General features: G+C 71.6%; 9 protein-coding genes and 1 pseudogene. 5 read left to right on the top strand and 5 right to left on the bottom strand.

Annotation, left to right across the window (positions count from 1 at the left end; all coding sequences use genetic code 11):
- From LOY02_RS04855 to LOY02_RS04840, 4 genes are all read left to right on the top strand, one after another.
- Window positions 1-1,649: DNA repair helicase XPB (locus LOY02_RS04855; protein WP_317181202.1), on the top strand; the 1,649-nt coding region annotated here is incomplete at its 5' end.
- Between the two features lie 183 nt (window positions 1,650-1,832).
- Complete coding sequence (locus tag LOY02_RS04850; protein WP_317181201.1) at window positions 1,833-3,182, top strand: S1C family serine protease; 1,350 nt, start codon at window positions 1,833-1,835, stop codon at window positions 3,180-3,182.
- Between the two features lie 216 nt (window positions 3,183-3,398).
- Window positions 3,399-4,910, top strand: coding sequence for an SDR family NAD(P)-dependent oxidoreductase (locus tag LOY02_RS04845; protein ID WP_317181200.1), 1,512 nt, complete (start codon window positions 3,399-3,401; stop codon window positions 4,908-4,910).
- A gap of 67 nt (window positions 4,911-4,977) precedes the next feature.
- Window positions 4,978-5,370: a VOC family protein gene (locus LOY02_RS04840; protein WP_317181199.1), complete on the top strand. Its 393-nt coding sequence runs from the start codon at window positions 4,978-4,980 to the stop codon at window positions 5,368-5,370.
- 44 nt (window positions 5,371-5,414) lie between these two features.
- On the opposite strand, the gene pepN is transcribed toward LOY02_RS04840, so the two are convergent.
- Window positions 5,415-7,925 carry an aminopeptidase N gene (pepN, locus tag LOY02_RS04835; protein WP_317181198.1) on the bottom strand — a complete coding sequence of 837 codons (2,511 nt, stop codon included), beginning with the start codon at window positions 7,923-7,925 and terminating at the stop codon, window positions 5,415-5,417.
- Between the two features lie 60 nt (window positions 7,926-7,985).
- A complete protein-coding gene (gene htpX / locus LOY02_RS04830; protein ID WP_317181197.1) occupies window positions 7,986-8,855 on the bottom strand; it encodes a zinc metalloprotease HtpX in 870 nt (289 codons plus the stop codon).
- Window positions 8,856-8,926: 71 nt separating this feature from the next.
- Between htpX and LOY02_RS04825 the strand changes: the two genes are divergently transcribed.
- Window positions 8,927-9,961 carry an alpha/beta hydrolase gene (locus tag LOY02_RS04825; protein WP_317181196.1) on the top strand — a complete coding sequence of 345 codons (1,035 nt, stop codon included), beginning with the start codon at window positions 8,927-8,929 and terminating at the stop codon, window positions 9,959-9,961.
- Between the two features lie 14 nt (window positions 9,962-9,975).
- Here LOY02_RS04825 and LOY02_RS04820 read toward each other — a convergent pair whose 3' ends face one another.
- The 3 genes and pseudogenes from LOY02_RS04820 to LOY02_RS04810 all read right to left on the bottom strand — a co-directional run.
- Complete coding sequence (locus tag LOY02_RS04820) at window positions 9,976-11,547, bottom strand: NADH-quinone oxidoreductase subunit N (RefSeq protein ID WP_317181195.1); 1,572 nt, start codon at window positions 11,545-11,547, stop codon at window positions 9,976-9,978.
- A complete protein-coding gene (locus LOY02_RS04815) occupies window positions 11,544-13,058 on the bottom strand; it encodes an NADH-quinone oxidoreductase subunit M (protein ID WP_317181194.1) in 1,515 nt (504 codons plus the stop codon). Before LOY02_RS04815 ends, LOY02_RS04820 begins: the two co-directional genes overlap by 4 nt.
- Window positions 13,049-13,580 (bottom strand): annotated as a pseudogene (locus LOY02_RS04810) (NADH-quinone oxidoreductase subunit L); the annotation flags it as partial. The pseudogene LOY02_RS04810 and the gene LOY02_RS04815, both read right to left, overlap by 10 nt.

Genomic DNA, 13,580 nt, shown 5'->3' with positions numbered 1-13,580 from the left:
ACGGACCCCTGATCGTCCAGAGCGACAAGACCCTGCTCCTCGAGGTCGACCACCCCCGCGCCGAGGAGGCCCGCCGCGCGATCGCACCCTTCGCGGAGCTCGAGCGCGCACCGGAGCACGTCCACACCTACCGGATCACCCCGCTCGGCCTGTGGAACGCCCGCGCCGCCGGCCATGACGCCGAGCAGGTCGTCGACACGCTCATCACCTTCAGCCGCTACGCCGTGCCCCACGCGCTGCTCGTCGACGTGGCCGACACGATGGACCGTTACGGGCGCCTCACCCTCGAGAAGGACGGCGTCGCCGACTCTCCCGGGGGCACCCGCCTCGTGCTGCGCACGACCGACCGCCCCGTGCTCGAGGAGGTCCTGCGCCACAAGAAGATCAAGCCGCTCACCGGGGAGCGGCTCGACGACCTCGCCGTCGTCGTCCACCCCAGCGAGCGCGGACACCTCAAGCAGGAGCTGCTCAAGGTCGGCTGGCCCGCAGAGGACCTGGCCGGCTACGTCGACGGCGAGGCGCACCCGATCGACCTGGAGCAGGACACGTGGCACCTGCGGCCCTACCAGCAGCACGCCGTCGACGGCTTCTGGCACGGCGGGTCGGGCGTCGTCGTCCTGCCCTGCGGTGCCGGCAAGACGCTCGTCGGCGCCGGAGCGATGGCCGCGGCGAAGGCCACCACCCTGATCCTCGTCACCAACACCGTGAGTGCCCGGCAGTGGAAGGACGAGCTCATCCGCCGCACGAGCCTGACGGAGGACGAGATCGGCGAGTACTCGGGTGCCCGCAAGGAGATCCGCCCCGTCACCATCGCGACCTACCAGGTCCTGACGACCAAGCGGAAGGGCGCCTACACCCACCTCGACCTGCTCGACGCCCGCGACTGGGGCCTCATCGTCTACGACGAGGTGCACCTGCTCCCGGCGCCGATCTTCCGGATGACCGCCGACCTCCAGGCCCGCCGCCGCCTCGGTCTCACGGCGACCCTGGTGCGTGAGGACGGGCGAGAGGCGGACGTCTTCAGCCTCATCGGCCCCAAGCGCTTCGACGCGCCGTGGAAGGACATCGAGGCCCAGGGCTACATCGCCCCCGCCGACTGCATCGAGGTGCGAGTCACCCTTCCCGACAGCCTCCGGCTCACCTACGCCACGGCCGAGCCGGAGGACCGCTACCGGCTCGCGAGCTGCGCCGACGCGAAGCTCGCTGTCGTCGAGAGGCTGGCCCAGCGGCATACGGCCGAGCCCACCCTCATCATCGGGCAGTACCTCGACCAGCTGCACGAGATCGCCGAGCGCCTCGAGGCGGACGTCATCACGGGGGAGACGACCGTCCGGGAGAGGCAGCGGCTCTACGACGCGTTCCGGACCGGCGAGATCAGCCGGCTCGTCGTCTCCAAGGTCGCGAACTTCTCCATCGACCTGCCGGAGGCCAGTGTCGCGATCCAGGTGAGCGGCACCTTCGGTTCCCGCCAGGAGGAGGCCCAGCGCCTCGGTCGCGTCCTGCGACCCAAGGGCGACGGGCGGACCGCGCACTTCTACACCGTTGTCGCCCGCGACACCGTCGACGCCGACTTCGCGGCCCACCGGCAGCGCTTCCTCGCCGAGCAGGGCTACTCGTATCGCATCGTCGACGCGCAGGACATCGAGTAAGAGCAGGCGCTGCCTCCGCAGGCGCAGTGTCGTATGCCGCTGGGCTCGCTCCGCGCCGCCGCGCGCACAGCGCATGGCCGCCTCCACTTCGGGTACCGCTCACAGGAGACTCATAGAATGGCCACACGCCCCACCCATCCTCGTGGCGTGTCATCGATGGAGCCGACCGAACGAGGAGAAGCCATGACGCTCGCACCGCGCGACACGCAGCACCTGCCCGAGTCGGGTCAGACCCAGGAGATCCCGGCCGCCGCCCCGGCGAGCCCCGGGCCGCCCGAGAGCGGATCGAGCCGCGGATCGAGCCCAGGACCCGGCGCCTACAGCAGCACGGCGACCTCGACCCCTCCGACACCACCGCCGCCGTACCAGCCGGTCAGCGCCCCACCGCGAGGCGCCGAGCCGCGGAAGGGCCGCGGGCTCGCCCAGACGGCCGGGGTCGCGCTGCTCGCAGCCGTGCTCGCCAGTGGCGGCACGTACGCCCTGACGCAGGCGAACGAGCCCGACTCGGGCGCTCCGGCTGCGTCGACGACGACCACCAACGACGCAGGCACGTCTCCGACGGTCATCCAGGGCAACGCGGCGGCCCCGGACTGGTCGGCCGTCGCCGAGGCGGTGACGCCGAGCGTCGTCAGCATCGAGCTCGAAGGCGGCGCCGGCTCCGGCGTCATCCTCGACGCGGCGGGCCACATCGTGACGAACAATCACGTCGTCGAGGGTGCCCGCGGCAACGGCGCGATCCAGGTGACCCTGTCGGACGGGCGGACCTTCGAGGCGTCGATCGTCGGGACCGACCCGTCGACCGACCTCGCCGTCATCAAGCTCGACGCCGCACCCGACGACCTCACGCCGATGACCCTCGGCGACTCGGACGCGCTCGCCGTCGGCGACCCGGTCATGGCGATCGGGAACCCGCTCGGCCTCTCCGGGACCGTCACCACGGGCATCATCAGCGCGCTGGACCGTCCCGTGACCACGGGCTCGTCGAACGAGTCCCCCTTCGGCAACCAGGGTTCCGAGCCGGTCGTCACCAACGCGATCCAGACGTCGGCCGCGATCAACCCGGGCAACTCCGGCGGGGCCCTCGTCAACGCCCAGGGCGAGCTCATCGGGATCAACAGCTCCATCGCCCAGCTCGGCGGCGGCTTGGGCGGGCCCAGCGGCAACATCGGCATCGGCTTCGCCATCCCCGTGAGCGAGGCGAAGTCGATCGCGGACCAGCTCATCGCCGACGGCACGGCAGAGCACGCCTTCCTCGGCGTCAGCGCTCGCAACGCCGTGGTCGAGGACGGTGCTGCGAAGCGCGCCGGCGCCGAGATCGCCGAGCTCACCGACGGAGCGCCGGCCGAGCAGGCCGGGATCCGGGCGGGCGACGTCGTCATCGCGATCGACGGCGATCCGGTGGACTCGTCCACCGCCCTCGTCGCGCAGATCCGTGAGCGCACCGCCGGGGAGAAGGTGACCCTGACGATCATCCGGGACGGGTCGCGGCAGGACGTCCCGGTGACACTCGCGGCCAGGCCGACGACACGCTGACCCCGCGGGGGTGCCCACCGTGGGACGGCGTTCGGGGCCACTCGACCCATCAGTCGAGTGGCCCCAAATGCAGCCCCCCACCAGTCGAGTGGCCCCGAACGCCGGCCCTCCCACGGCCTCCAAGGCGCGTTTGGGGCCACTCGACCTTGGGGGTGCCGCCCCGGGGTCGGGTGGCCGGATTCGGGGCGTTCGGGCGTGGGACCGTACCCTGCTCCGGTGAACCAGCCGCCATCCACCCTCGACCCGGCCGACGTGGCGACCGCACTGCGCGTCCTCGCCGCGGTGCCCTCCCTGGAGCAGGACGACCCCGACATCGAGACGCTGAAGCGGGCGGCGTCGCTGATGCACAAGCGGCTCAAGAAGGACCGGCGCAACGCGAAGACGTGGGCGGAGCGCAAGGCCGACCGGGCCGTCCTCGAGTCGACGGCCACCGGCTCACCGATGCGGATCGACGACGAGACCAAGGGCATCCCGCTCAGCTCGACGGCCAAGGGCGCCTATGCCGGTGAACTGGTCAACCCGCGCGGCTGCTACATCTGCAAGGCCGACTACACGCTCGTCGACGCGTTCTACCACTGGCTCTGCCCGTCGTGCGCTGCGAGCTCCCACGCCAAGCGCGACCAGCGCACCGACCTCACCGGCCGCCGCGCGCTCCTCACCGGCGGACGCGCCAAGATCGGCATGTACATCGCGCTTCGCCTGCTGCGAGACGGCGCCCACACGACGATCACGACGCGCTTCCCCAGGGACGCGATGCGACGGTTCGCCGCCCTGGAGGACAGTGCCGACTGGATCGGGCGACTGAAGATCGTCGGCATCGACCTGCGGGACCCGACCCAGGTCGTCGCCCTCGCGGACGAGGTCACGGCCGCGGGACCACTCGACATCCTCGTCAACAACGCCGCGCAGACGGTGCGCCGCTCGCCCGGTGCCTACAGCCAGCTCGTCGAGGCGGAGTCCGCACCGCTCCCCGACGGCATCGCCCTCCCGGAGCTGGTCACCTTCGACCGGATCAGCGAGGCGCACCCGGCGGCCATCTCCGGCGCACTCGACCGCCAGGTCGTGGCCCACCACGAGAGCGAGCGGACCGAGTCGGCCCTCGCGACCCAGACGGCAGCCTCCCTCACCGCCCTCGCCCTGACCGGCAAGGCCATGACGGCGGGACACGCCAGCCTCGGCGCCCACCTCGCCGGCACCGCCGTCGACGCGGGTGGGCTGCTCCCCGACCTCCAGCACAGCAACTCGTGGACCCAGAAGGTCGACGAGGTCGACCCGCTCGAGCTGCTCGAGGTGCAGCTGTGCAACTCGACCGCTCCGTTCATCCTCGTCAGCCGGCTCCGCCCTGCCCTGCGGGCGGCGGTCGCGCAGGGCGCTCGCCGGGCCTACGTGGTCAACGTGTCGGCGATGGAAGGACAGTTCTCCCGGAGGTACAAGGGGCCCGGCCACCCACACACGAACATGGCCAAGGCCGCGCTCAACATGCTGACCCGGACCAGTGCGGGCGAGCTCTACGAGACCGACCGGATCCTCATGACCGCCGTCGACACCGGCTGGATCACCGACGAGCGGCCGCACGACGACAAGCTGCGGATCGCCGCCGAGGGCTGGCACGCGCCGCTGGACCTCGTCGACGGCGCCGCCCGCGTCTACGACCCCATCGTGCGCGGTGAGGCGGGCGAGGACCTCTACGGCTGCTTCATCAAGGACTACCAGCCGAGCCCCTGGTGACCCACCCGACAGCCCGGGAGGGCGCGTACACCTGTCCCCCCCGACGACTCGCGGCTACCGTCGAGGCATGATCACCGCGGTGCACACGCTCATCTACTCCGACGACGCGCCTGCCACGCGGGCGTTCCTCCGGGACGTGCTCCAGTGGCCGTACGTCAGCGACGAGGTCCCCGAGGGCGATCCCGAATGGCTCATCTTCCGGACCGGGCCGAGCGAGGTCGGCGTCCACCCCACGAGCGCCAAGGACTCGTCCTTCCGGGCCGAGCGTCATCACTCGATCACCCTCATGTGCGACGACCTCGACGGGACGATGGCCGACCTGGCCTCGCGCGGCGCGGAGTTCGCCACCGAGCCGGTCGACGAGAGCTTCGGACGCATCGTCTTCATGAAGGTGCCGGGCGCGGACGACATCCTCCTCTATGAGCCGCGCCACGCCGTCGCCTACTCGCTCGAGGGCTGAGGCCTCGGCTCGTCGACCCGACGGCTGTCGCCGCCCCATTACCGTCAGACGCCCGCCCGGAACACCGAGGCGAAGGCCGCCCGTGATGCCAGCGCCTCCCGGAGGTCCGAGTCCGCGTCGACGAGCGACCTCCGCACGGCCGGCGTGAGGTCATCGCGGCGCAGTGCGCGGGCGCTGAGAGCCTCGGTCTCCTCCGTGAACACCTTCGGGAACGCCGCCAGCACGACTCGGGACAGGGCGTCCTCGCCCACCCAGCCCGACATCGCCGGGACGTCGGAGAAGTAGCGCGCGACGTAGTCCGCGACGAGCCGGTCGTCCGGAGACATCCAGAACCCGCGAGCGAGGTGCACCATCTCGTAGTTCGAGCGCGCGTGGTGTCCCGTCAGCTGGTCCCAGGCCCAAGCCTTCTCCTCCGGGACCGGCAAGGCAGCCCGGCACATGAGCGCGTTGAGGCTGCCCTGCAACGTGTCGTCCCGCGCCCGGTAGGAGTCGACCGCGGACGCGTCGATGAGGCCGCGAGCCGCGAGGTTGCGCACGACGATCCAGCGGAAGTCTCCGTCGTCCTCGAGGCCGTGGGGCAGCCCCGAACCCTCGGCCCAGGCCCGCAGGAGCGTCTCGTCGTCGCTGGTCCCGGCGAGGAGCCGCGCCGCGGCGAGCGACCGCGTCGAGCCCTCCTCGGCCCGCCCGAGCAGGTCCCGACCGCTCCGGGCGAGCCGGGCGAGGGCGCCGGCCTGTGCGTCGCGCGGGACGAAGTACGGCACGATCCGGTGCTCGGCATAGAGCGCCATGCGCGTGAGGATCGACGCGTTGGCCTCGGTGCTCCACGTCGACGCGAAGACGTCGAGGAAGGTCGCGGGCGACACCTCCGCGACGTGGACGCCGTCGATGAGCGCCGACCAGACGACCGCGCGGGCCTGGGCATCGGGGACCCTGGCCAGCTGCGTCGGCAGGGCCGCGAGAGTCCCTTCGTCGAGCCGCACCCGCGCCCAGGTGAGGTCACCGGCGTTGGGCACGAGCACAGCAGGCTCGGGCGTGCCCGCGATCCCGTCGAGAGGCGTCACCTCGCTCTCCACCGTCACCTGGACCCGCGACACCTCGGTGCCGTCGGCCCAGCCCGCCACGTCGAGGGCGTGCGGCCGGTCGGCCGGATGGGACGGGGGAGCGGCGCGCAGCAGTCTCGCGGCCTGCACGACGCCCTCGGGTGCCTCGAGGTCGACGGAGATCGTGTCACGGCCGGCGGTGAGCAGCCAGGCGCCCGACCACGCCGTGAGGTCCATGCCACTGGCGCGCTCGATGGCGCCGAGGAAGTCGGCCAGCGTCCCGTTGGCGTAGGACTTGTCGGTGAGGTAGGTGCGCAGGCCGCCGACGAAGGCGTCGTCACCGACATAGGCGATGAGCTGGCGGAGGACCGCTGCGCCCTTCGCGTAGGAGATGCCGTCGAAGTTCTGGAGAGCGCTCTGGGCATCGAGGGCCTCGACGCCCGCCACAGGATGCGTCGACGGCGAACGCTCGGCGCCGTAGCCCCACACCTTGCGCACGATCGACGAGTCGACCCACGCATCGGCGTACTCGGTGGCCTCGACGAGGCAGCGGTGGGACATGTACTCGGCGAAGGACTCGTTGAGCCACAGGTCGTCCCACCACTTCATCGTGACGAGGTCCCCGAACCACATGTGCGACATCTCGTGGCTCACGGTGTTGGCCCGGCTCAGCAGCTCGTCGCGGGTCGCAGCCCCGCGGAAGAGGTACTGGTCTCGGAGCGTGACGCAGCCGGGGTTCTCCATCGCTCCCGCGTTGAACTCCGGGACGAACACCTGGTGGTACTCACCGAACGGGTAGCGGATCCCGAAGAGGCCGTGGAAGTAGTCGAAAGACTGCCGCGTCACCTCGAACAGCTCCGGCGCGTGACGCTCCAGCGGCTCCTGCAGCGAGGCACGCGCGTGGATCCCGAGCGGGATGCCGTCGTGCTCGTCCCGCACGGACACGTAGGGCCCAGCGCAGACGGTCACGAAGTAGGTGGCCAGGGGCCGCGTCGTCGCCAGCTGCCACCGGCCCGGCGCCACCTCGTGCGAGGCGCCGTTGCCGAGGACCGTCCAGCCCTGCGGCGCACGCACAGTGAGGTCGTAGGGCGCCTTGAGGTCCGGCTGGTCGAAGCAGGCGAAGACCCGTGGCGCGGCGTCGAGGAAGAGATGCCCGTAGACGTAGTCGCGACGGTCGGCCGGGTCGGTGGCCCGGTGCAGCCCCTGGCCGTCGTGGCTGTAGGCCATCGTGGCCCGCACGACGAGGACATTGTCCGCGGCCAGCCCGGTCAGCGGCAGCCGCCCCTCCGTGGCCTCGGCGGGGTCGAGTGGGACACCGTTCAAGGTCGCCGACTCGATCGACCGTGCCTTGACGTCGACCCAGCTGTCGGCACCCGGTGAGCTGCACGTGAAGGCGATGCTCGAGACCGAGCCGAAGACCTGGTCACCGTGGTCGAGATCGAGCTCAACGGCATACGACGTGACGGAGATGAGCTCGGCCCGCTCTCGGGCCTCGGCCAGGGTGAGGCTACGCATGAGGGCGAGCCTGCCAGATCAACGGGCTCCCCACTGCCTCGATGGCCGAGTCGTTGTGGATCAGTGCTGGACCGGCCCCCCGGCGAGCCGCTGGAGGCGGGCGATCCGCTGCTCCATCGGCGGGTGGGTGGCGAAGAACCGCGACACGTCCTGGGCGCGGAACGGGTTGGCGATCATCATGTGGCTCGCGTTGACGATCTGCCGCTGCGGCGCGAGGGGTGCCCGCGCCACCCCCGCCTCGAGCTTGCGCAGGGCCGATGCGAGGGCCAGCGGGTCACCCGTCAGCCGCGAGCCGTCCTCGTCGGCGTCGAACTCCCGCGTCCGGCTGATGGCGAGCTGGATCATCATCGCGGCCATCGGTGCGAGGAAGGACATGGCGAGCAGGGCGAGCGGGTTGGGGCGGTTCTCGTCGGAGCCGCCGAACATGCTCGTGAACATGAGCATCTGGCCGATGGACGTGATGACACCGGCGATCGCGGCCGCGACCGAGCTCGTGAGGATGTCGCGGTTGTAGACGTGCATCAGCTCGTGCCCGAGCACGCCGCGCAGCTCGCGCTCGTCGAGCAGGCCGAGCAGGCCCTCGGTCGCACACACGGCGGCGTTCTTCGGGTTGCGCCCCGTGGCGAACGCGTTGGGCGCCTCCGTCGGCGACACGTAGAGCCGCGGCATCGGCTTGCCCGCGGCGGTCGAGAGCTCGCGGACGATGCGGTACATCGCCGGCGCCTGCGCCTCCGAGACGGGGTAGGCGTGCATGGCGCGGATGGCGATCTTGTCGGAGTTCCAGTAGCCGTAGAAGGTCGTCGCCACACCGATGAGCGCGAAGAGCCAGATGTAGCGGCCGCCCCCGATGAGGGAACCGATCCCGAGCAAGAGAGCCCAGATGGCGCCGAAGAGCGCAGCCGTCTTGAGCCCGTTGAAATGGTTGTGCATGCCCGGTGAACGAGTGGTCGGCAGCACGTGTTCCCCCCGTGTTCCCGCGCCGAGCGGTCTACGGTGGACGCATGCTGCCGTGGTCTGCAGAACTGGCCGGACGCGTCGACGAGCACGTCATCGAGAGCGCGCTGTTGCGGGGCAACCCGCTCGGCGATCCGCACGAGCGTCCGCTGTGGGTCTACGTCCCGCCCGGGTACGACGACGAGCCGGACCGCCGCTACGCCTCGGTCTACGTCATCCAGGGCTACACCGGACATCTGGCGATGTGGCGCAACCGCACCCCCTTCCGCCAGCCCTTCCCCGAGACGGCCGATGCGACCTTCGCGAGCGGTGAGGCTCCCCCGACGATCGTCGTCTACGTCGACGCATGGACGGCCTACGGCGGCAGCCAGTTCGTCGACTCCCCTGGCACCGGCCCCTACCACTCCTACCTCTGCGACGAGATCGTCCCCTTCGTCGACGGCCGTTACCGGACCGTTCCGGCACCGGAGCACCGCGCCATCGCCGGGAAGTCGAGTGGTGGCTTCGGCGCGATGATCACGCCGATGCTCCGGCCGGACCTCTTCGGCGCACTGGCGACCCACGCCGGCGACTCCCTCTACGAGTACTGCTACCTTCCCGACTTCGCCAAGGCCGTCCGCCTCCTGCGCGACTACGACGCCGACATCCAGCGATGGTGGGACGACTTCCGCGGACGCATCCCCTTCACGAAGGAGGGCGACGACACCCTGCTCATGGTGCTCGGCGTGGCCGCCTGCTTCTCTGCGGCGGCTGACGGGACACCCGTCCTGCCCTTCGACCAACGCACCGGACGGCTGCTGCCCGACGTGTGGCAGCGCTGGCTCGACTGGGACCCGGTGCGGATGGTGGAGCGTCACGCCGAGGCAGTCAGGTCCTGGCGCGCGGTGTGGATCGACGCCGGAACCCGCGACGAGTGGTTCCTCGACCTCGGGGCGCAGGCCTTCGAGGCCGAGGTTCGGCGGATCGGCCTGCCCGAGGAGCGCCTGCACGTCGAGACCTTCGACGCGGGGCACGGCGCGATCGACTACCGCTACCCGCTGGCGCTCGCCTGGCTCGCCGAGCGCATCGCAACCGGGCCCTGACGGCGTCGGGGCGGTCAGCCGAGGAGGCGGAGCAGCACGTCGGGCTGGACGCTGACCACCACGAGCAGGGCCGAGCCGATGACGAGACCGGCGATGATGGCACGCCGGCTGCCCGGTCCCCGGGTCGCCGGCAGCACCTCGGCGGACTCCTCGGTGGTCGTCACGACGGGGCGCAGCCAACGCAGGTAGACGGCGACACCGAGCACCGCGTTGGCAGCCGCGATCACGGCCAGCCAGATCCAGCCCTCGACGACGACGGGCCGCAGGGCGACGATCTTGCCGACGAGACCGATGATGCCCGGCGGCAGCCCGGCGAGCGAGGTGAGGGCGAGGGCGAGGGCTCCTGCCCGCCAAGGCCGCCGATGCCACAGGCCCTCGTAGGCATCGAGTGTGCGGCCCGAACCAGGACGGTCGCGCAGCATGAGCGCGACGACGGCGAAGGCGACGGCCGTGGCGACGACGTATGTGAGCAGGTAGGTGCCGGCTGCCCGGTTGCCGAGCGAAGACACGCTGACGAGAGGCAGCACCACCCACCCTGCTTGGGCGACCGTCGACCACGCGAGCAGGCGCACGACGTCATGCTGGCGCAGCGCCATGATGTTGCCCACCGTCATGCTCAGCACGGCGAGCAGCGCGATGGCCGCGAGCGCCGAGGCGCCCACCACGGTGATGGCGCGAAGGACGACGAGCAGGGCGGCGAGCGCCCCGAGCTTCGACACGGTGGCCAGGAAGGTCGCCACGGGAACGGACGCGCCGGCGTAGGCCGTCGGCGTCCACGCGTGGAACGGCACGAGCGAGAGCTTGAAACCGAGGCCCGCAATGATGAGGACGACGGCGAGCGCGAGGATGGCGCTGGACGCATCGGGCCAGGCGACGGCACCCGCCCCGATCGCCTCGACCTGGTAGCCCTCACCGAGCAGTGCCGCGTTCGCGTCGAGCATCGGCGTTCCCGTCGCGACGAGCCAGAGGGCGGCGCCGAGCACGAGCAGGGCGAAGGACACGAGCGAGGTGACGAGGAGCTGGACCGCACCGGCGACGGCGCCCCGCCTCCCGGAGAGGGCGATCAGCGCGATGACGGGCAGGGTGGCCAGCTCCAGCGCGATGAGCCACGTGCCGAGGTCCCGGCTCGCGGCGACGACGACCGTGCCTGCGAACGCGACGAGCAGCAGGATGGCCTCGATCGGCTCGCCCGTGCCGTCGCGGTCTGCCCGGGTGCGGGCTCGCGGCCAGGCGAGGAGGACGACGACGAGGGTGGCGATGGCGGCGGCGAGCTGGAGCGAGCTCGTCAGCGAGTCGGCCTGCCAGAAGCAGGTCCGCGGCAGGCCCTCGACACCCGATGGCAGGGCTCCGGAACCCGAGTCCGGGGCTCGAGGTGAGAGACACAGCGTCGCCTGGGCATCACCACGGACCTGGGCGAGGCCAGGGACCGTGGCGGCGCCGCTCGCGACCACGGCCAGCCCAGCGATGGCGAAGGGGATCCGCCGAAGGCTCGGGCGGATGAGGTCGGCCACGAGGACGAGGACCGCTCCCCCGATCGGGACGAGCGCCGGCAGGAGGGTCACGTAGTCGATCTCGAGCCCCGTCATCGGGTCACCCCCGTGAGCAGGCCGGCGGCATCGAGCTCCGAGATGGACAGCAGCAGGTGGGGGACGACACCGAGCGTGACCATGGCGACGACGAGGGCCAGGGCGACTCCCCACCGGACACCGCGCGCGTCCTCGACGACCCCGGCGACCGCGCCAGGCACACTGTCAGGGGCTGACTCAGGCGCTCCCTCGCCGGCCCAGATGATCCGGGCGACGCGGAGGGCGTAGCCGGCTGCGAGAGCGAGCCCGACGGCGCCGACGACGACGGTCGCGCGCAGCACGCCGACGTTGGCGCCCGGGGCGGGCGACCACGCGGCATAGAGGGCGAGGAACTCGCCCCAGAAGCTCACCAGGCCGGGCAGGCCCAGGGCCGCTGCGAGCCCGAAGACGAACGCGACACCGAAGCGTGGTGCGCGGTCGCGGAGCCCGGCCCTCGGCGTCGCCAGGTCGGCCGAGCCCCACTGCTCCTTGAGGTCGCCGACGAGGAAGAAGAGCAGGGCCGAGACGATGCCGTGGGCGATGTTGCCGAACAACGCCGCCTGCAGGCCGGTGTGGCTGCCCGAGGCGAGCGCGATGGCGATGAAGCCCATGTGGGCCACGGAGCTGTAGGCGATGAGTCGCTTGAGGTCGCGCTCGACGAGGCAGGCGAGGCCTCCCCAGATGGTGCCGACGGCGCCGAGGACCGCGAGCGCCGGGCTCAGGGTCGCCACGCCCTCCGGGACGGTGGCGACCGCGAGCCGGACGATCCCGTAGGTGCCCATCTTGAGCAGGACCGCGGCGAGCAGGACGGAACCTGCGGTCGGCGCGATGGTGTGCGCGGACGGCAGCCACGTGTGCAGGGGCCAGAGCGGCACCTTGACGGCCAGTCCGGTGAGCAGGATGGCAGCGATGGCGACCTCGAGGCCGTGGGCCAGCCCCTCGCCGTGGAGCTCGGCCAGGGCTGCGAGGTCCGACGTGCCCTGGTGGGAGACGAGGAGCAGGATCCCGATGAGCATGAGCGTCGAGCCGAAGACGGTGAACAGGACGAACCGGGCCGAGGCGTCGCCGCGGGCCTCATCGCGCACGTGGTCGTCACCGAAGCGCCGGATGAGGAGCCACATGGGGACGAGCACGACCTCGAAGGCGATGAAGAAGAGGATCGCGTCACGGGCGAGGAAGGTCGCGAGGGCACCCGTCTCGACGAGGAGGATGCAGCCGAGGTATGTCGAGCGGGAGCCGCCCGGCGGGGTCGGACCGGCGAGCGCGTGGAGCACGACGGCGACGACGAGCAGAGCAGTGAGCAGGACCAGGGCGGCCGAGATGCCGTCCACCGCGAAGTGCCACCGGATGCCGAGGCTGCGGATCCACGGCACGTCGACGCTGTGACTGCCCTGGACGACGAGGATCGCGAGTCCTGCGGTGACGACCGAGGCGGAGATCGCGATGGCGCGGTCGAGTGCGGGCGCGGCGGGCATCGCGAGCAGGACGATGGCCGCGAGGAGCGGCACGAGCAGGAGGGCCGTCACTGCCATGCCAGCACCCCCAGCGCGACGACGAGTCCGACGCCGACCACGAGGCCGACCAGGGCGAGGGAGGGGATCGCGCGATGGCTGCGCTCCCCGAGCCGTCCCAGGCCGCGCGTGGCCACGGCCGTCGCCCGCGGGTAGGCGTCGACCACGTCCCGGTCGAGGACCACGACGAGGCGCGCCAGTGCGGTGACGGCCCCTCCGATGCGTGTGTAGGCCGTGTCGGCGCCGAATCCCCGCTCGGCCCCGACCCGCACGGCCGAGGGCAGCCGGTCGGCCGCGTCGTCGCGCCCTTGTCTGCTCAGTGTCCACACGGCGAACGCCGCTCCGGCGATGAGGAGGACGGACAGCACGGCCGTCACCACCCCGACGTGGATCGCGCCCTCGATGCCGGTGAGGAAGAGGGTGCCGACGACGGTGAGCACGGCGAGCGCCGACACCGCCAACGCGGCCGACAGCGTGATCGGCGCGTGGTCGCCGTGCTGCTCCAGCTGCTCCGGCTGCTCCAGCTGCTCCGGCTGCTCCAGC

This window comes from Intrasporangium sp. (genome assembly GCF_032907665.1).
Classification (GTDB): domain Bacteria; phylum Actinomycetota; class Actinomycetes; order Actinomycetales; family Dermatophilaceae; genus Intrasporangium.
The sequence above is the reverse complement of the archived record's forward strand: the minus strand, read 5'-3'. Positions and strand labels throughout refer to the sequence as shown.

Bases quoted from the DNA above. Each gene is read 5' to 3' on its own strand.
- pepN (WP_317181198.1), bottom strand. From the start codon at position 7,925: ATGCGTAGCCTCACCCTGGCCGAGGCCCGAGAGCGGGCCGAGCTCATC.
- LOY02_RS04820 (WP_317181195.1), bottom strand. From the start codon at position 11,547: ATGACGGGGCTCGAGATCGACTACGTGACCCTCCTGCCGGCGCTCGTC.
- LOY02_RS04815 (WP_317181194.1), bottom strand. From the start codon at position 13,058: ATGGCAGTGACGGCCCTCCTGCTCGTGCCGCTCCTCGCGGCCATCGTC.
- LOY02_RS04825 (WP_317181196.1), top strand. From the start codon at position 8,927: ATGCTGCCGTGGTCTGCAGAACTGGCCGGACGCGTCGACGAGCACGTC.
- LOY02_RS04840 (WP_317181199.1), top strand. From the start codon at position 4,978: ATGATCACCGCGGTGCACACGCTCATCTACTCCGACGACGCGCCTGCC.
- htpX (WP_317181197.1), bottom strand. From the start codon at position 8,855: ATGCACAACCATTTCAACGGGCTCAAGACGGCTGCGCTCTTCGGCGCC.
- LOY02_RS04850 (WP_317181201.1), top strand. From the start codon at position 1,833: ATGACGCTCGCACCGCGCGACACGCAGCACCTGCCCGAGTCGGGTCAG.